Origin of the sequence: Mesorhizobium sp. B2-3-14, from assembly GCF_006442175.1 — a bacterium.
In the GTDB taxonomy this organism is placed as follows: domain Bacteria; phylum Pseudomonadota; class Alphaproteobacteria; order Rhizobiales; family Rhizobiaceae; genus Mesorhizobium; species Mesorhizobium australicum.
The window spans coordinates 87,629-105,302 of the sequence record NZ_VFVP01000012.1 but is presented as its reverse complement, the minus strand read 5'-3'; the positions used below and the strand labels follow the sequence as shown (position 1 = coordinate 105,302).

Below are 17,674 nucleotides of genomic sequence, written 5' to 3'. Positions count from 1 at the left end.
GATTTCATTTTCGCACAAGCTTCGGGGGCTAGTGTTCCGGCGGACAGTCATGCTGGGAGTCGCTCAATCGTGCCGGAACAGATCCAGAGCATCATCTCGAATCTCCGCGGCTTTGGCGTCAGGCGCCTGGCCATACTGGCGGGCATCGCCGTCCTGGTGATGGGCGTCATCGGCATTGCCTCGGTCTACCTCAACCGCCCGGCCTACGACACGCTCTATGTCGGGCTCGATCGCTCCGACGTGAACCAGATCGGCCTGGTGCTGGGCGAGGCCGGCATCGGCTTCGACGTCGGCGCCGACGGAACCTCCGTGCTGGTTCCGGCCGGCACCACGGCGCAGGCGCGCATGCTGCTTGCCGAAAAGGGCCTGCCGACCAGCGCCAATGCCGGCTACGAATTGTTCGACAATGTCGGCGCGATGGGTCTCACCTCCTTCATGCAGCAGATCACCCGGGTGCGCGCGCTCGAAGGCGAGATCGCCCGCACCATCCAATCGATATCGGGCATCAAGGCGGCGCGCGTCCACATCGTCATGTCCGAGCGCGCCAATTTTCGTCGCGACGAACAGCAGCCCTCCGCTTCGGTCGTCATCCGTTACGCCGGCATCGACGCGGAGAAGAGCGCCATGTCGATCCGCCATCTCGTCGCCGCCGCAGTCCCTGGCCTGTCGGCCGACAAGGTGACGGTGCTCGATTCCAACGGCAATCTGCTGGCCGCAGGCGATGATCCATCCAACACCAGTGCCGCTCGCACGCTCGGCGTCGAGCAGACCGTGGAGGCGCAGATCGGCGACAACATTCGCCGCGCGCTCACGCCCTATCTCGGGCCCGACAATTTCCGCGCCAGCGTAAAAGCTGATGTCAACACCGACACCCGCCAGACCGAAGAGACGATCTTCGATCCGGAGTCCCGTGTCGAGCGCTCGGTGCAATCGGTGCGCGCCAACGAGAACAGCAACCAGAAACAGGCCTCGACCCCGGCCAGCGTCGAGCAGAACCTGCCGGAGACGCAGGCGGCCAGCACCGAGGGTCCGCAGACCTCCTCGGCCAACGACCGCAAGGAGGAGATCACCAACTACGAGATCAACTCCAAGAAGATCGCCACCGTCTCCAATGGCTACAGCGTCACCAAGATGTCGATCGCCGTCGTCGTCAACCAGGACCGGCTGAAGACGATCCTGGGCAAGGACGCGACACCGGACCAGATCGCCAAGCGCGTCGCCGAAATCCAGAAGATGGTAAGCTCCGCCACCGGCTTCGACGACAAGCGCGGCGACGTCATCGACGTCTCGGCCGTCGAGTTCATCGACGGGCTGGACGGCGAGGCGGTGCCACAGGCGGGAATGCTCGATTCCATCGGCCAGCATGCCGGCACGCTGATCAATGCCGGCGCCTTCATCGTGGTGGTGTTCCTGGTCGCCTTCTTCGGCCTGCGGCCGATGGCGGCCGCGCTGACGGCAAAGGCGACGCCCGCTATAGCAGGCCCCAATTTCGATGAGGTCCAGCGCTCCCTGCCCACCCCGGAGGCAGCCGCTTCCGCCGATGCGGGTGCCGCCATTGGCGCTCTGCCCGGCACGCGTGCCGGCGCCACCCCGCTCGACGATCTGCGCCAGAAGATCAGGCCGGCTCCGCAGGAGCGGCTTGCCCGCATGGTCGACATCAACGAGGAACGCACCGCGCAGATCCTGCGCAAATGGGCGGCCCAGGAAGTCGCGGCGTAGACCATGCCCTCCGCAGCCCTCTTTGATCTTCTCCCGGATTTCGGCACGCGCGCGCAACGCGCCAGCCAGCCGCAGGCCACCGCCGAGCACAAGCCCGAGGCGGCAGCACCGACGGCCGATATCGGCACGCTGATCGCCGAAGCCGTTGCCCAGGCGGAGGCGGCGCTCGGCGAACGGCTTGCCGCCGCCCATGAAGCAACGCTGCAAGCGGAACGCCAGGCAAATGCCGAGGAAGCAAAGGCCTTTCTCGACAGCTTCGGCGGCGATGTCGGCAAGGCGGTCTCGTCGCGCATCGACGCCATGGAGGCGCGCGTGACGGATCTTGTCACCGCCACGGTCGCCCGCATCATCGGCGGCGTTGTCAGCGACGATCTGCGGAAGCGCTCGCTCGAAGCGCTCGCCGGCGCGATCCGCGAAGCCGTTGGCGATGGCGAAGCCGTGCGCATCGCCGTTCGCGGGCCGCTCTCGCTGTTCGAAACGCTGAAGGCGTCGCTTGGGTCCCGCGCCGCAAATCTCGACTTCATCGAGGCGCCCGGCTTCGACCTGATGGTCACCATCGACGAGGCCGTGTTCGAAACGCGAATGGCCGAATGGTCGGCAACCCTGTCCGAGGTCCTGTCATGAGCGTCGCCGAAGCCGATCATGGCAGGCACGAGATCATCATCGTGCGGCGCGGCCATGACGACCACGACGAAGGTCATCATGGCGGCGTCTGGAAGATCGCCTTCGCCGATTTCATGACCGCGATGATGTGCTTCTTCCTGGTCATGTGGCTGATCAATGCCGCCAACGAACAGACCAAGACGGCCGTCGCCAGCTATTTCAACCCCGTCAAGCTGGTCGACCGCGAGTCGAGCCGCAAGGGCCTTAAGGATCTCGGCAATGGACCGCGCACGGCCGGGCCGACGGCCGAAGACCCGCAGGAAGCGACCACCAAGGCTGGACAGGACGGCACCGGCGCCGCGGGCTCGTCCAATCGCAAACAGGACAAGCAGGAGCCGCAGCAGTCGCAACAGTCCGACGAGCATCTTTTCGCCGACCCCTATGCGGTGCTTTCGGAGATCGCCACGGATACCGGCGTCATGCAGAATGTCAGCCAGAAGGGCGATGGCGGCGCGCAGAGTTCCGGCCCGGCGACGGGCGCCTCGGGGGGCGCGTCCTACCGCGATCCTTTCGAGCCGGACTTTTGGTCGCAGCAGGTCGCCGCGCCCGGCGCCGAGGCGAGTGCCCAGCGCCCCAGGGTCGAGGGCGATCCGCTCAAGCCCGGCGACAAGGCTGCCGAGACGCAGATCGCCAAGGTCAAGGCCGTGCCGCCGGCGCCGCCGATCAAGGATGCACCACTGGAGCCCCTGGCCGGGGACGGCAAGGACGTCGCGGCGACAATGGTCAAGACTGCTGATGCCAAGGCCGGCGGTACCAAGGCCGAGGCTGGAGACAGCAAGGCCGCGGACATGGCCAAGGCGGGCACGGCCGCTGCGAAGCAGGAGGCCACACAATCCGAGGCGGCGGACAAGGCTCCGACCGCCGCCGCGCTGAAGGCCGCCGCCGACGTCAAGCAACAGCTGGCCGATGCCTTCAAGCCCGGCGACAAGCTGCATGACGGCGTCTCGGTGGAAGCCACCGACAAGGGTGTCGTCATCTCCATCACCGATCAGCTCGACTTCGGCATGTTCGAGGTCGGCTCGGCGGTGCCGAGCCGCGAACTGGTACTGGCGATGGAAAAGATCGGCCGCATCGTCAACGGCCAGAAAGGCACCATCAGCATCAACGGTCACACCGATGCGCGTCCCTTCCGCGGTGTCAGCTACGACAATTGGCGGCTGTCGACGGCGCGCGCGCACTCGGCCTATTACATGCTCGTGCGTGGCGGCGTCGATGAACGCCGCATCACCGAGGTTGCCGGCTTCGCCGATCGCCAGCCCAAGGATGCCGCTGATCCGCTGTCGGCGGCCAACCGCCGCATCGAGATCCTGATGGCGACCGGCGGATGAAACGGGCGGCGCTCACCAGCCGCATGATAGGCCTGTTGCTGCTGGCCACGGCTTGTCCGTCTGCGGGCCTCGCCCAGGACACGCTGCAGCCTTATCAGCTGGTCCGCTCGTTGCAGCTCGTTCAGGACCGCATCGCGGCCGGCGATCATGCCGCGATGCCGATGCAGGCCAAGCTGCTCGAGATGACCGATGCGCGGTTGCGCGCGGCGGACGCCGAGGATTTCAAGGATCCCAAGAATTTTCGGGCGTTGCTGGTCTACGGCATGAGCGGCGGCAATCCGGTGACCGTCGAGGCGGCCGTGTCGCGCGCCGCCTCCGATCCGCGGAACCTTGCCATGGCCAAAGGGGTGATCGACTATCTGAACGGCCGGCCAGGCGAGGCGATCGAAGCCCTGAGGCCGATCGACCCGATGACCCTGCCAGGCGACCTCGGCGCGTTCCTCGCTTTGGTCAAAGGCTCATTGCTTGCCACGGATCAGCCGGCGGCCGCACTCACGCTGCTCGATGAAGCCAAGCTGCTCAGCCCCGGCACTCTGGTCGAGGAAGCGGCCTTGCGGCGCTCGGTCGGCATTGCCGTGACGCAGGGCGACGCGGCGCGGTTCGCGCTTGCCTCCACCCAATATGTCGAGCGCTACCTCTATTCGCCTTACGCCAGCCAGTTCGCCGACTCCTTCGTCTCCGGCGTCATTGCACTGCATATGTCGATCAGCCAGGACAAGCTGGCCGACATCACCTCGATGATGGACCCCGAGCGCGAGAAGGTGATCTATCTGCGTATCGCACGCCGCGCCGCGATTGACGGCATGAGTGACTTGTCGGCCTTCGCCTCGGCGCGGGCCGAACAGGGTCGCGACGGCAACACCAATCAGGGCGATCCGCGCGCCCTGCTCTATTCCAGCCTGTCCACGGTGACCTCCGATACGATCGAGGACGTGCGCACCAAACTTGGCAAGATCGACCGCAGCAAATTATCGGACGGCGACCGGGCCTTGCTCGACGCGGCCCAGGCGATCGCCGGCGAAGTGGTGGCGCCGCCTGCTTTTCTTCCGGTCGCAAATCCGGCGCCCGCGCCGATCGTACCATCGCCCGAACCCGAAATTGCGGCCGCATCGACCACGGATGCCGCCGGATTGCCACCCGTCGAGGGTGCCGTGTCCGAGAAGCCGGCCGTGGCGCCCCAGGCGGCGGCGCCCGCTGCGCCGAACACATCCGCGCCGGCAACCGACCCGGCAATCGTCCTGCCGGCATCGGCCCCGGCGGTCGCGGCCGCCGCCGACACGACAGACCCGACCGACGCCGCCATGACGAAAACCCGTCGACAGCTAGACCTGATCGACCAGATGCTTGGAGCCGCCCCGAAATGACCCCCAGCCTCGGCCCGGCCCTGCCAGGATTTACCGCCGCGCGCACGGCCGAGCAGCCGGCCGCGTCCGGAAAGAAGGACGACACCGGGTTCGGAGAGATGGTGCACGGCGGCGCAAGCCCTGCCCATTCGGAGAAGCAGCCACCGGCCGGGCCAGGCTCCCGCGATCCGCGGTGGAGCAAGCTTGCCGCGGAGCTCGCGGCAAAGGCAGGCGAGGACGAGCCTAGGCCGGCCGGCAAGGCAAGGACCACGCCGAGCGGATCGTCTGCCGCGAAATCCATGAAGGACGGCAAGGACGCCGGGACGGACAAGGATGCCGATGCCGACGCGCCGGCCGCCGAATCGGGCGCGACGCCGCTCGACGAGCATCTAGCGCTGCTGATGGCGTTTCATGACCTACGCCATTTCTCGACATCGGCCAAAACGGCCGACCAGAGCGCGGCCGGAACGGAACAGGACGCCGCGGTCTTTGGACAGCTTCCGCCGAAGGCCTATCGGCAGAAATCCGCCGCCGGACGTGACGGTCTCGAACCCATGGCCAAGCCCGAGCGGGTATCGCTGGTCGACGGACCGTTGACGAAACTCGACGGCCGGCTCATTCGCGATGCCGCCGGCACGCCGAAACATGACAGTACGATCGCGGCCGGCCCCTTGCCCGAGGCGCCTGCGGAGGTGCCGGGCGTGGAGACGAAGCAGGCAGCGCCGCAGCTGAAATCGATCGCCGATCTCCAGTCCGCGTTGCGGTCCGAGCCGGGAAAACAGCAGTCGGCGGCGGCGCGCATCGACGTCGTTTCCGAGCGCAGCTTCCCCGCCCCGCCGCAGGCACCGATAAGCCAGGCAGCCCTCAACGTGATCGGCGCCATTTCAGCCGATGGCGGTCCGAACCAGGCGCTTTCCACGGCCTCCGCGACCGCTCAGCTGACAGGCTCTGTTGCCGTTCCGACACATGTGTTGAAGATCGAACTTCACCCGGCCGAACTGGGCATGGTCACGGCCCATCTTCGGCTCTCCGGAGAACAACTGTCGATTGAATTGAAGCCCGAAACACACGATGCCTATCGCCGGCTTTCCAGCGACAGCGAGGCGATCGTCAAGTCGCTGCGCGGGCTGGGCTTCGAGGTTGACAAGGTCACCATCCTGCAACCTTCGGTAGCGCTTCCCTCTACAACCCGCACGGATGCAACCGCCTCGATGAGCGCTGCACCCGGCCGCGATCCGTCATCCTTCCAGCCCGGAAATTCCGGCGGCGGCAACAGTGGAACCGGCGGCCAGCAGTCAGGTCAGCAATCCGCAAGGGGTAATCATGATGAAGCGCAAGCACATGGCCGCGCCGCTTCGCCTTCTCGCGAGCGCGCTGGCGGCGGTGTTTTTATCTAGCCTCGCGAGCAGCGCGGGCGCCGCCACCAATCCTTGCGAACCCGAGATCCTGCGTGCCGCCGACCGCTATGGCGTGCCTGCCGGCATCCTCTATGCCGTCGGGTTGACGGAAACCGGAAACAAGGGCAGCCTTCAACCCAATGCCTTGAATATAGAGGGAAAAGCAGTCTTCCCGAGAAGCCGGGACGAAGCACTTGCCGCCTTCGCCAACGCCCAGCGCGAGGGCAAGACGCTGATCGATCTCGGCTGCATGCAGATCAACCATCACTACCATGCCTCGCATTTCCGCAGCGTCGAGGACATGCTCGACCCGCGCCAGAACGTCGACTACGCGGCACGCTTCCTGGCCAGCCTCCATGCCCGCCATGAGACCTGGTCCATGGCCGTCGCCCGCTATCATGCCGGACCCGACAACGACCCGGCGCAGAAGGTCTATGTCTGCAGGGTGATCGCCAACATGGTGGCCACCGGCTTCGGCAAATGGACCACGAACGCACGCGCCTTCTGCAACCCGTAAGCGCATTTTCCACTTCTAATACATCAGTCCCGTGGCTGCGAAGCGATCGATTCGACTTGGCCGAGACTTGGGCCCCAAGCATATCTGGCTGCACGCTAATGCAACCGATACGATTCCGGACTCCCAAGAAACTAGTTACAAGAAATGACGGTTGTTCAGGATTCCCGCCAGCGGATACGCCTTTCCCCACGGGGCAAATGTGCTGATTCGGAGGCGGGGCCGATGATCGTTATCGTTGACGAGCGAGAGCTCGTGACAGAGGGCTACAATTCACTTTTCGACCGCGAGGGGATCGCCTGCGCCGGTTTCGCGCCGGGCGAGTTCGGCGAGTGGGTCAACTCGGCCGCCGACACCGATCTGCGATCGGTGCGGGCCTTCCTGATCGGCGACTGTCGCGACGGCGCGATCTCGCCGCGCCAGATCCGCGACCGCACCGGAGCTCCGGTCATTGCGCTCAGCGAGCAGCATTCGCTGGAAAACACGCTGCGGTTGTTCGAGAGCGGCGTCGATGACGTCATCCGCAAGCCGGTGCACATCCGCGAAATCCTGGCCCGTATCACCGCCATCCGCCGCCGCGCCAGCGAGGATGTCGCCTATACCGAGATCGGCGCCATGCGCATCTTCATGGACGGCCGCGATCCCGAGATCGACGGGCAGCCGCTGCCCTTACCGCGCCGCGAGCGCCGTATCCTGGAATATCTGGCGAGCAACCGTGGCCGCCGCGTCACCAAGACCCAGGTGTTCAATGCCATTTACGGCATCTTCGACGAAGAGGTCGAAGAGAACGTGGTGGAAAGCCACATCAGCAAGTTGCGCAAGAAACTGCGCGAGAAGCTGGGCACCGACCCGATCGATTCCAAGCGCTTCCTCGGCTACCGGCTCGTGTTCTGATGCGGCACCGCGCCAGCCTCGCGCAAGACAGGACGCGTAGCCTCGAAGCCAGTGGCATGGATATTGCGGAGACATCTCGATGAGCCTCTACGGAATGATGCGGACCGGCGTTTCGGGCATGAACGCCCAGGCGAACCGCCTGTCGACGACAGCCGACAACATCGCCAACTCCGATACCACCGGCTACAAGCGGTCCTCGGCCGAATTTTCGACATTGATCATGCCGTCGACCGGTGGCGCCTATAATTCCGGTGGCGTCACCACCACCATCCGCCAGGCGGTCAGCGATCCGGGCGTACTTCAATACACGACCTCGGTCTCCGACCTTGCCGTCAGCGGCGATGGTTTCTTCGTCGTCCAGGATCCAAGCGGCACGCCTTTCCTGACCCGCGCCGGCGCCTTCGTCCCCGACGCACAGGGCCGGCTGGTCAATGCCGCCGGTTTCCAGCTGATGGCCTACAGCTACGCCAATGGCACGCCGGCGGCCACGGTGAACGGCTTCGAAGGTCTCGAGCCGGTTGTCATCTCCGACCAGGGACTGACCGCGACGCCGAGCACCCAAGGCAATTTCAGCGGCAATCTGCCGGCAGGTGCGACACCGGTCGCTGCCATCAACCTGCCCAGCACGAACTCGGCGGGAGCGCAGTATACTTCGAAGTCGTCGATGGTCGCCTATGACAATCTCGGCAACAAGAAGTTGCTCGACGTCTATTTCACCAACACCGGCGCAGGCACCTGGGAGGTGGCGGTCTTCGACCAGTCGAAGGCGACGGCCGGAACTGGCTTCCCCTACGCTGCCGGCGGCGCCCTGGGCACGGCCAACCTGACCTTCGATACCACCACCGGCAAGCTCACCGGCACCCCGACCGGCGTTTCATTCACCGTACCGGGCGGCGCCAGCCTTGCCCTCGACCTGTCAAAGCTGACCCAGCTCGGCACCGGCTTCACCGTCACCGACGCCCAGGTGAACGGCAACGCGCCGAGCACCATCGACAAGGTGCAGATCAGCAAGGACGGCACCATCTACGCCCAGTACAAGGACGGCACCTCCAAGCCGCTCTACAAAATTCCGCTGGCCGACGTGCAGAGCCCTGACCAGCTCAAGGCGCTGCCTGGCAATGTCTACGCGCAAGGCACCGACTCCGGTGCGGTCCGTGTCGGCTTTGCCAACGAAGGCAAGGCCGGTTCGATCATCTCGGGCGCGCTCGAAAATTCCAACGTCGATATCGCGGAGGAATTGACCGACATGATCGCGGCCCAGCGCAGCTACACCGCCAATTCCAAAGTCTTCCAGACCGGTTCCGACCTGATGGACGTCCTTGTCAACCTGAAGAGATAAACCGGGCTTCGCCCGTGAAAGACCAGCATGTCGCTTTCCTCCGCACTGAGCATCGCCCAATCGGCGCTTCTGGCCACCTCGCGGCAGACAAGCGTCGTCACGCGCAACGTGGCAGACGCCGACAATCCGAACTATTCGCGCCGCATCGCGCTGGTCACCAGCACGACGCCCGGCGCGCGTTCGGTTGATGTCCAGCGTGCGGCCAACGACCTGCTGTTTCGCCAGAACCTCGGCGCTCTGTCCGCCTATGCCGGCCAGAGCGCGCTCTACAACGGCATGGATCAGCTCGACGTATCGGTGAATGGCGTCGACAACGCCTCCTCGCCTTCGACAGCGATCGGCAATCTGCAGCAGGCGCTGCAGCTATACGCCACCTCGCCGTCCAACCAGAATCTTGGCTCGAGCGTGATCGACGCGGCCAAACAGGTCGTGCGGTCCCTGAATGAAGGCTCCAAGGCCATTCAGGATTTTCGTACCCAAACCGACGGCCAGATCGATACCGCCGTCAAGGATCTCAACTCGCTGCTCAACCAGTTCCAGGATGCCAACACCGCGGTCATGTCCGGAACCCGTTCAGGCACCGACGTTTCCGATGCGCTCGACCAACGCGACGCATTGTTGAAGAAGATCGCCAATTACATTCCGGTGTCGACCTTCACGCGTGGCGACAACGACATGGTCATCACCACGGGTGACGGCACGACATTGTTCGAGACGATCCCACGCACCGTCAGCTTCGCTCCGTCTTCGGGCTATGCCGCGGGTGCAGCCGGCAACACGGTCTATATCGACAACGTACCGGTATCGGCGGGCAGCGGCGGCAACACCACCGCCAGCGGCACCATTGCCGGCCTGCTGCAATTGCGCGACGGCGTCGCCTCGACCATGCAAAGCCAGCTCGACGAAACCGCGCGCGGCCTGATCACCGCCTTTGCCGAAACGGCACCGTCGATGCCCAATGCGGCGGGCCTGTTCACCTGGTCGGGCGCACCGGCGGTGCCAGCCGCGGGCACGCTCGTCGACGGCCTTGCTGGAACGATCAAGATCAATGCCGCGATGGATCCCAGCACTGGCGGCAACCCGACATTGCTGCGCGATGGGGGCGCCAATGGCGTCGCCTACGTCGCCAACACCACTGGCGGGGCTTCATACTCCAACCTTCTGGTCGCCTATGGCGACCAGCTGGACAAACCGATGACGTTCGATCCCTCGGCCGGGATTTCGGCAACCTCCAGCGTTGCCGACTACGCCGCCAATTCGATCGGCTGGTTGCAGGGCGTTCGTCAGCAGGCTTCGACCGCCGCCGACGCCAAGGAAGCCCTGGCACAGCGCAGTGCCGATGCCTTGTCCAACGCAACGGGCGTCAATGTAGATCAGGAAATGTCGCTGATGCTCGATCTCGAGCATACCTATCAGGCATCCGCCCGGATGATGAAGACCATCGACGACATGATGACGGCGCTGTTGAGCGCGGTGGGATAAGCCATGACCTTTGTCTCCTCTGCTGCCCTTACGAATGCCATGCGCTATCAGCAGATGCGCATGCAGGCCGATCTCGTCAAAGCCACGAAAGAGTCCTCGACCGGCAAGGTCGCCGATGTCGGTCTGGCACTTGGTGGGCGTACCGCCCAGTCCGTCACCTTTTCGCGCGACCTCGATCGGCTCAACGTCGTTGTCGATTCCAACGGACTGGTGGCCGCCCGGCTCTCATCCACCCAGACCTCGCTCGGCCAGCTCTCCAGCGTCGCGCAGACTTTCCTGTCCAGCCTGACCACCGCGTCGTCGGGCGACAACTCCGACAGCCTGACCCAATCGACCGGCCAGACAACGATCCAGCAGCTTACGTCGATCCTCAACACCAGCGTCAACGGCGAATATCTGTTCGCTGGCACCAACACCGACGTCAAGCCGATCAACGATTTCACGGCCGCCGGCTCTCCCGCCAAGGCTGCCTTTGACGCCTCCTTCGTCGCCAAGTTCGGCTTCCCGCCCAGTGACCCGGCCGCGGCCAACATCACCGCGGCCCAGATGGACGATTTCATCACCAACGATGTCACGCCGCAGTTCCTCGGCGCGGGCTGGCAGACCAACATGTCGAATGCGACCGACCAGCAGATCGTCAGCCGCATCGCGCTCAACGAAACCACCGAGACCTCGACCGGGGCCAACAGCGACGGCATCAGGAAGCTCGCCATGGCGGCGGCCTTGGTCTCCAGCCTGATGTCCACCAACATCAGCCAGGCGGCGAAGGACACCATCATCGACCACTCGCAGAAATTGGTCGGCGAGGCGCTGAGCGGCATCGCCCAGGTCCAATCCCAGACCGGCATCGTGCAGAAGCGCGTCTCCGATGCCAGCGACCGCATGAAGACGCAGATCGACCTGTTCGAACGCCACATTCTGGATCTAGAGGCAGTCGATCCGGCGGAAGCGGCGACCCGCGTCGCCAATCTGACGCAGCATATCGAGACGTCTTTCGCCCTGACGGCGCGCCTGCAGCAGCTCAGCCTGTTGAATTACCTGACCTGACACCTCCAGCGGAACGGTAGAGCCACCGATGTACCAATTCTCCTACGCCGACGTTCAGAGCACCTCCGTCGCGGACGCCAAGGACCGCGAGCGGGACCTCCTGACCCGCTCGATCGACATGCTGTCGGCCGCCGCCGCGGCAGGCCAGCATTCGATGGAGGCGGTCGAGGCGCTGCATTTCACCAATCGCGTCTGGACCACCTTCGTCGAGGATCTCGGTTCCAGCGACAATGCGCTCCCCAAGGAGTTGCGCGCCAACCTGATCTCCATCGGCCTGTGGCTGCTGCGCGAGGCCGAGGACATCCGCCAGGGCCGCACCGACAATTTCGAGGGGCTGATCGAAGTATCCCAGATCATCCGCGACGGCATTCAATGACCAACACGTTGAAGTTATCGCTGAAGCCCAATGAGAAGATCTACATCAACGGCGCGGTCATCCGCGTCGACCGCAAGGTCACCATCGAGCTGATGAACGACGTGCAGTTCCTGCTCGAGAGCCATGTGATCCAAGCAGACGACGCGTCGACGCCATTGCGGCAGCTCTATTTCATCGTGCAGGTCATGCTGATAAACCCCGCTGGCGCCGACGAAGCGCGCGAGATGTTCCGCCGCTCGCTGCCACTGCTCATTGCAAGTTTCGAAGACGCCGAGATCGGCAGCGCGCTGAAACAGGTCGACCGCATGGTCGGCGAGGATCACATCTACGAGGCCTTGAAGGCGATCCGTTCGCTTTATCCTCTCGAACGCCGCGCGCTTGGCGGCAATGACGATGTTCCGGGCGCCGCGCGCCCGCTGGCCGTGGGAGCACGATACTGATGACCGTGGACATGACGACGACGGTGCCGGTTGGCGCCAACCAGGCCACCACGTCGACCTCGAAGACGGCGGTAGACTATCAGTCCTTCCTGAAGCTTCTGATCGCGGAGATGAAGAACCAGGATCCGACCAAACCGATGGATTCGACGGCGTATGTCGCCCAGCTCGCCACCTTCTCCCAGGTCGAGCAATCGGTGCAGACCAACACCAAGCTCGACCAGATCATGCAGTCCTCGGCGCTGTCGCAGGCCGACGCTCTCATAGGCCGCAACATCACCTCGGCCGATGGCAAGACAACGGGCACGGTGGCGTCGGTGACGCTTGGCAGCAACGGACTGATCGCGGTGTTGCAGGATGGCACCACGGTCCCTGTCGGCGCGGGCGTGTCGATCAAGCCGGCGAGCTAGGCCAACCGCCGACATGAATGAGGCCGACGCACTCGACATCGTCCAGTATGCGGTGTGGACGGTGCTGACCGCATCCGCTCCGGTGGTCCTGGTCGCCATGGCGGTCGGCATTGGCATCGCCTTGATCCAGGCGTTGACACAGGTCCAGGAAATCACCTTGACCTTCGTGCCCAAGATCGTCGCCATCATGCTGGTGGTGGCGCTTACGGGTCCCTTCATCGGCGGCCAGATATCGGCCTTCACCAATGTCATCTTCGAGCGCATCCAGAACGGTTTCTGAGCGATTTCCAGCAAGGGTGCTCGACGCTTCCGCCCAGATTTGCGCCGGGATGGAACGCAGCTAGCAGGCGTCCGGGTTGCGGCTAATGCATGTCGCCCGGAAGTGGTTCCCGGTTCCGGAACAACGACGTGCATAGAATCAGAAGCTTACAGCAGGTCGGGCGAATCCGGTTCGCCGCGACATGCTGTGGAGTGCCATTCAGGGCGCGACGGTTTGCGGTGGCGGCGCCAGCGTGTGGCCCTTCGCTATCCCCTTGTTGGACCATGATCTTCCCTGCAAGGCATTCGCCCTTTGCGCCGCGATGCCATAGTTTCGGCAAATCATGCGGGGAAACGGATTCCCGCAAGGATCAGCGCGCCGTGGCAGGAACCCATCCATGATTGACGAGAAGCCGGATAGCGAAAGCGTCTCGGCGCTGGCGCCGTTCCGGCATGGCATCTTCCGGGCCGTATGGGGCGCGAGCCTCGTCTCCAATTTCGGCGGCTTGATCCAGGGCGTCGGCGCCGCCTGGATGATGACCACCATCGCCACCTCGCCCTATCAGGTCGCCCTGGTCCAGGCCTCGACCACCTTGCCGATCATGCTGTTCGCGCTTGTCGCCGGCGCCATCGCCGACAGCTTCGATCGCCGCAAGGTGATGCTGGTCGCCCAGACCTTCATGCTGGTCGTTTCGGTGCTTTTGACCGCGTTCACCTATTTGGACCTGATCACGCCGTGGACGCTGCTGGCCTTTACCTTCCTGATCGACAGCGGCACGGCACTCAACAGCCCGTCATGGCAGGCCTCCGTCGGCGACATCGTTCCGCGCAACAAGGTGCCTGCCGCCGTGGCGCTGAATTCCATGGGCTTCAACCTGACACGCAGCGTCGGCCCGGCAATCGGTGGCATCATCGTCGCGGCCGCCGGCGCGGCCGCGGCCTTCGCGGCGAACGCGGTGAGCTATGTCGGGCTTATCGTCGTGCTCGCACGCTGGAAGCCGGATCTGCCGGCCTCGACCTTGCCGCGCGAGTCATTGGGGGCCGCCATGGGCGCCGGCCTGCGCTACGTCGCCATGTCGCCCAATATCGGCAAGGTGCTGGTCAGGGGCGCCGCCTTTGGCTTCAGCGCCGGCGCGGTGCTGGCGCTGCTGCCGCTGGTGGCGCGCGACGTCGTCAAGGGCGATGCGCTGACCTACGGCATCATGCTGGGCGCCTTCGGCATCGGCGCCGTCGGCGGGGCGCTGATCAGCGTGCGGCTGCGGCAACTGCTCTCCAGCGAGACGATGGTGCGCTGTGCCTTCGCCGGCTTTGCGGCCTGCGCCTTCAACGCCGCCGTCAGCCAGCATGCCTGGCAGACCTCGCTCGGCCTGCTGGTCGGCGGTGCCTGCTGGGTGATCGCGCTCTCGCATTTCAACGTCACCGTGCAGATGGCGACACCGCGCTGGGTGGTCGGCCGGGTTCTGTCGGTCTACCAGACCGCAACCTTCGGCGGCATAGCACTGGGCAGCTGGATCTGGGGTGTCGTCGCCGACGCGCATGGCGCCGAGACGGCGCTGATCGCCGCGGCCATCGCCATGCTGGCCGGCGGCGCCATCGGCCTCGTGCTGCCGCTGCCGCAACAGCAGGTGCTCAACCTCGACCCGCTCAACCGCTTCAAGGAGCCCCACCTGGCACTCGACCTGAAGCCGCGCAGCGGTCCGATCGCCATTATGATCGAATACATCATCCGGCACGAGGACGAGGCGGAATTCCTCGCCACCATGGCCGAGCGCGGCCGCATCCGCCGCCGCGACGGCGCCCGCAACTGGACACTGGCGCGCGATCTCGAAAATCCGGCGATCTGGATCGAGCACTACCACACGCCGACCTGGCTCGAATATGTCAGGCATAACGGTCGCATCACCCAAGCCGACGCCATGGTCGGCGAACGCTTGCGGGCGCTGCACTCGGGCAACGAGCCGCCGCGCGTGCGCCGCGTCATCGAGCGCCCGACGACCGCCGGCACCGCGTTGGTGATGGCCAAGGGGCCGATCGAGCACTGACGAATTCGAAGGTTCGCGGCGCCTCACCCCTCGCCCGACAGGTCCCGCCGCGCCTTTTCCAGCTCCTCGGCATAGCGCCGCATCAAATGGCCCTCGGTCAGCAGCCCGAGCACGATGTGGTCGGCGAAGTCCTCGACCACGGCCAGTTCCTCGGCGCCGGCGCGCTGGAAGGTCTCGGCGGCAGCCTGCACGTTCATGCTGGGCACCAGGACGGCATCCTTGTACTGGGCAAGGTCGCGCACCGACACCTCGCCCCCGGAGGGATCGCTATGCAGTTCGGCCACGATCAGCACGCCGACATACTCATCCCCCGGGTCGACGGCGATCACGCGCTGGGCCGAACCCAGCGGGAATTCCTTGCGGAAGGCGGCCAGCGTCGTCGACGCATCGACGGTCTTGATGTCCTCGCGCATCATCGAGCCGACGGTCAGGCTGCGCATCCAGCCGACATCGTGGGCGCTGCGGATCGTCTCGCCGCGCAGGTGGAAGCGCCAGGTCGAGAACGAATAACCGAAGGTCTCGCGCACCAGGATCGCCGCCATGATCGAGGCGGCCAGCACCACGCCGGTGAGCGTCAGGTCGCGGGTCGATTCCAGCGCCAGGAAGGTCATGGTCAGAGGCCCGCCGACGACGCCGACGGCAAGCGACGTCATGCCGACAACGGCGGCGACGGAGGGGTCGATACCGGTCGCCGGCGACACGAGCGCCATGACACCGGCGAACGACTTGCCGAGCAGCGCACCAAGGAACAGCGAGGCGAAGAACAATCCGCCGCGAAAGCCCGAACCCAGTGAGATCGCCGACGCCGCCAGCTTCAGCACGAAGACGCTGGCCACCACCGCCAGCCCGTAATTCATGGCGAACTCGCGATGCAGCGCGCCGTGGCCGCTGGACAGGACCTGCGGCGTGATCAGGCCGAGGAGGCCGACCAGCACACCACCGATGACGGGGCGCAGCGAGGCGTCGACCGACAGGCGGTTGAACCCACGCTCGATCAACGTCACGAGTTGCATGATGGCGATCGAGGCAGCACCGCCAAGCAGGCCGAGCAACAGGAAAGGCACATATTGGCTGGCGGTGAGTTGCGGCAACCCTGAAAGCTCGAGCGGAAAGGGCACGCCGCCGAACACTTCCGCCGTCAGCGACGCCGAGATCGCGGCCGTCATGACAGGGGCGACATTGGCGACCGAGTAGATGCCGATGACCAGTTCGAAACCGTAGAAGGCGCCCGTCAGCGGCGCGTCGAAGGCGGCCGATATGGCGCCGGCGGCACCACAGCCAACCAGGATGCGGACGTCGTTGCGGCGCAACCGGAAAGCGCGCGCCAGCCGTGAGGCGACGCCTGAGCCGACCTGCGTGTAGCCCGCCTCCAGACCGACCGAAGCGCCGAAGCCGCTGGAAATCATCGTCTGCACGACGATGATGAAGGTATCGGTCAGAGACATGCGCCCGCCATAGAGCGCGTTGGCCTCGATCGGATCGACCGGCGTGCGGAATTTCCGGAGCCTCAGCCAGACCACCGATATCCCGAGCAGGATACCGCCGATCGCCGGGATCAGCGCCTGTATCGGATTGGCGAGCGAGAACATGCCAGATAGGCGCCCGCCGGGCTGGACGCCGAACAGCAGCCCGTGCAGGTCCTGTACGATCTGGCTCATCGCGGTGACCAGTATGCCGCCCATGACGCCGACAACGCCCGCCAGCATGACCACGGCGATGCCGCGTGCCTCCAGCAGAGGGACTGACCTCAAAAGAACCGCGCGCAGCCGGCGGGCGTAGACTTGGGGTTGGTTTCTGGAAAGCACCGGGGCGGCTCGCCGATATCAAGGCAAAGGAAGACCCGCCTGATACGCCGGGCGGCACGTCGTGACAACCACAATGCCGACATCAAAGGCGCCATTATGGCCGCGAAACCGCCCGATCCGGCCTTCCCGCCTTGGGGCCGAGGGGGGCTGCCCGCCAGTTGCGCATTCACCATGCCCTTTCAGCACAATGCGTACACCGAGCCGGAGCCGGCGAGGATCTAGCCGCCGGACCGCTCAGGTCGGTATGGCTTCGCCGGCCTCGTAGAGCACGAGATTGCGCTCGCCGATGCCGAGCCCCGGCCAGCTCGCGCGCCAGTCGGCAAGATGCGGCGAGCGGAAATGCGCATCCAGTGCCGGTCTGGCGCGCCACATCTCGGTGATCCGGATCAAGCCGGGATCAAGCACATCCTGCGCATAGGAATATTCAAGGCAGCCGTCCTCGGCGCGGCTGGCGCGAACCATGCGCTCCATCACCGGCCTTGCCTCGTCGAGCCTGTCGGGCGGCAGGCGGATCGTACCGATGATCAGCAGCATGAGGTGTCCTTCGCGAGAGAGTCGATTCCGTCACTCTCCCACCCTCGCGCAAGCTTGGCCAGCTACCCTCGCCGGGCTGTCGCATG

At 65.1% G+C, this 17,674-nt stretch carries 17 protein-coding genes; 15 read left to right on the top strand and 2 right to left on the bottom strand.

The features are described 5' to 3' along the window. Positions 1-69: 69 nt before the first annotated feature. From fliF to FJ950_RS25010, 15 genes are all read left to right on the top strand, one after another. Positions 70-1,719 carry a flagellar basal-body MS-ring/collar protein FliF gene (gene fliF / locus FJ950_RS25080; protein ID WP_140619448.1) on the top strand — a complete coding sequence of 550 codons (1,650 nt, stop codon included), beginning with the start codon at positions 70-72 and terminating at the stop codon, positions 1,717-1,719. 3 nt (positions 1,720-1,722) lie between these two features. After that, positions 1,723-2,343: a hypothetical protein gene (locus FJ950_RS25075; RefSeq protein WP_140619446.1), complete on the top strand. Its 621-nt coding sequence runs from the start codon at positions 1,723-1,725 to the stop codon at positions 2,341-2,343. Beyond that, complete coding sequence (locus FJ950_RS25070; RefSeq protein ID WP_140619444.1) at positions 2,340-3,710, top strand: MotB family protein; 1,371 nt, start codon at positions 2,340-2,342, stop codon at positions 3,708-3,710. The genes FJ950_RS25075 and FJ950_RS25070 overlap by 4 nt, the downstream gene beginning before the upstream one ends. Continuing rightward, complete coding sequence (locus FJ950_RS25065; RefSeq protein ID WP_140619442.1) at positions 3,707-5,074, top strand: chemotaxis protein MotC; 1,368 nt, start codon at positions 3,707-3,709, stop codon at positions 5,072-5,074. The genes FJ950_RS25070 and FJ950_RS25065 overlap by 4 nt, the downstream gene beginning before the upstream one ends. Then, the gene (locus FJ950_RS25060; RefSeq protein ID WP_140619440.1) at positions 5,071-6,450 is read left to right on the top strand and encodes a flagellar hook-length control protein FliK; all 1,380 of its coding nucleotides are present in this window, start codon (positions 5,071-5,073) and stop codon (positions 6,448-6,450) included. Before FJ950_RS25065 ends, FJ950_RS25060 begins: the two co-directional genes overlap by 4 nt. Then, positions 6,380-6,967, top strand: coding sequence for a transglycosylase SLT domain-containing protein (locus FJ950_RS25055; RefSeq protein WP_181171169.1), 588 nt, complete (start codon positions 6,380-6,382; stop codon positions 6,965-6,967). Before FJ950_RS25060 ends, FJ950_RS25055 begins: the two co-directional genes overlap by 71 nt. Positions 6,968-7,189: 222 nt before the next feature. Next, positions 7,190-7,858, top strand: coding sequence for a response regulator transcription factor (locus FJ950_RS25050; RefSeq protein WP_015315897.1), 669 nt, complete (start codon positions 7,190-7,192; stop codon positions 7,856-7,858). Positions 7,859-7,937: 79 nt separating this feature from the next. Continuing rightward, complete coding sequence (locus FJ950_RS25045) at positions 7,938-9,197, top strand: flagellar hook protein FlgE (RefSeq protein WP_015315896.1); 1,260 nt, start codon at positions 7,938-7,940, stop codon at positions 9,195-9,197. 27 nt (positions 9,198-9,224) lie between these two features. Beyond that, positions 9,225-10,679, top strand: coding sequence for a flagellar hook-associated protein FlgK (gene flgK, locus FJ950_RS25040; protein ID WP_140619438.1), 1,455 nt, complete (start codon positions 9,225-9,227; stop codon positions 10,677-10,679). 3 nt (positions 10,680-10,682) lie between these two features. Continuing rightward, entirely contained in the window at positions 10,683-11,726 is a 1,044-nt protein-coding gene (locus FJ950_RS25035) for a flagellar hook-associated family protein (protein WP_015315894.1), read from the top strand. A gap of 28 nt (positions 11,727-11,754) precedes the next feature. Beyond that, the gene (flaF, locus tag FJ950_RS25030; protein WP_015315893.1) at positions 11,755-12,102 is read left to right on the top strand and encodes a flagellar biosynthesis regulator FlaF; all 348 of its coding nucleotides are present in this window, start codon (positions 11,755-11,757) and stop codon (positions 12,100-12,102) included. Next, entirely contained in the window at positions 12,099-12,542 is a 444-nt protein-coding gene (flbT, locus tag FJ950_RS25025) for a flagellar biosynthesis repressor FlbT (protein WP_015315892.1), read from the top strand. Before flaF ends, flbT begins: the two co-directional genes overlap by 4 nt. Then, positions 12,542-12,949 (top strand): flagellar hook assembly protein FlgD, encoded by a 408-nt coding sequence (flgD, locus tag FJ950_RS25020; RefSeq protein ID WP_140619436.1) that lies wholly within the window; start codon positions 12,542-12,544, stop codon positions 12,947-12,949. The genes flbT and flgD overlap by 1 nt, the downstream gene beginning before the upstream one ends. Before the next feature lie 13 nt (positions 12,950-12,962). Further along, complete coding sequence (gene fliQ, locus FJ950_RS25015) at positions 12,963-13,229, top strand: flagellar biosynthesis protein FliQ (protein ID WP_013893193.1); 267 nt, start codon at positions 12,963-12,965, stop codon at positions 13,227-13,229. Positions 13,230-13,605: 376 nt separating this feature from the next. Further along, on the top strand, positions 13,606-15,249 hold the full coding sequence (locus FJ950_RS25010; RefSeq protein ID WP_140619434.1) for an MFS transporter: 1,644 nt from the start codon (positions 13,606-13,608) through the stop codon (positions 15,247-15,249). A gap of 23 nt (positions 15,250-15,272) precedes the next feature. Here FJ950_RS25010 and FJ950_RS25005 read toward each other — a convergent pair whose 3' ends face one another. Continuing rightward, positions 15,273-17,054: a chloride channel protein gene (locus FJ950_RS25005; protein ID WP_140619432.1), complete on the bottom strand. Its 1,782-nt coding sequence runs from the start codon at positions 17,052-17,054 to the stop codon at positions 15,273-15,275. 234 nt (positions 17,055-17,288) lie between these two features. Further along, a complete protein-coding gene (locus tag FJ950_RS25000; RefSeq protein WP_140619430.1) occupies positions 17,289-17,588 on the bottom strand; it encodes a putative quinol monooxygenase in 300 nt (99 codons plus the stop codon). Positions 17,589-17,674: the final 86 nt, after the last annotated feature.

What these genes read in the sequence shown, in the direction of transcription:
- FJ950_RS25075 (WP_140619446.1), top strand. Translation starts at nt 1,723, where the DNA reads ATGCCCTCCGCAGCCCTCTTTGATCTTCTCCCGGATTTCGGCACGCGC.
- FJ950_RS25070 (WP_140619444.1), top strand. Translation starts at nt 2,340, where the DNA reads ATGAGCGTCGCCGAAGCCGATCATGGCAGGCACGAGATCATCATCGTG.
- FJ950_RS25065 (WP_140619442.1), top strand. Translation starts at nt 3,707, where the DNA reads ATGAAACGGGCGGCGCTCACCAGCCGCATGATAGGCCTGTTGCTGCTG.
- FJ950_RS25060 (WP_140619440.1), top strand. Translation starts at nt 5,071, where the DNA reads ATGACCCCCAGCCTCGGCCCGGCCCTGCCAGGATTTACCGCCGCGCGC.
- FJ950_RS25055 (WP_181171169.1), top strand. Translation starts at nt 6,380, where the DNA reads ATGAAGCGCAAGCACATGGCCGCGCCGCTTCGCCTTCTCGCGAGCGCG.
- FJ950_RS25050 (WP_015315897.1), top strand. Translation starts at nt 7,190, where the DNA reads ATGATCGTTATCGTTGACGAGCGAGAGCTCGTGACAGAGGGCTACAAT.
- FJ950_RS25045 (WP_015315896.1), top strand. Translation starts at nt 7,938, where the DNA reads ATGAGCCTCTACGGAATGATGCGGACCGGCGTTTCGGGCATGAACGCC.
- flgK (WP_140619438.1), top strand. Translation starts at nt 9,225, where the DNA reads ATGTCGCTTTCCTCCGCACTGAGCATCGCCCAATCGGCGCTTCTGGCC.
- FJ950_RS25035 (WP_015315894.1), top strand. Translation starts at nt 10,683, where the DNA reads ATGACCTTTGTCTCCTCTGCTGCCCTTACGAATGCCATGCGCTATCAG.
- flaF (WP_015315893.1), top strand. Translation starts at nt 11,755, where the DNA reads ATGTACCAATTCTCCTACGCCGACGTTCAGAGCACCTCCGTCGCGGAC.
- flbT (WP_015315892.1), top strand. Translation starts at nt 12,099, where the DNA reads ATGACCAACACGTTGAAGTTATCGCTGAAGCCCAATGAGAAGATCTAC.
- flgD (WP_140619436.1), top strand. Translation starts at nt 12,542, where the DNA reads ATGACCGTGGACATGACGACGACGGTGCCGGTTGGCGCCAACCAGGCC.
- fliQ (WP_013893193.1), top strand. Translation starts at nt 12,963, where the DNA reads ATGAATGAGGCCGACGCACTCGACATCGTCCAGTATGCGGTGTGGACG.
- FJ950_RS25010 (WP_140619434.1), top strand. Translation starts at nt 13,606, where the DNA reads ATGATTGACGAGAAGCCGGATAGCGAAAGCGTCTCGGCGCTGGCGCCG.
- FJ950_RS25000 (WP_140619430.1), bottom strand. Translation starts at nt 17,588, where the DNA reads ATGCTGCTGATCATCGGTACGATCCGCCTGCCGCCCGACAGGCTCGAC.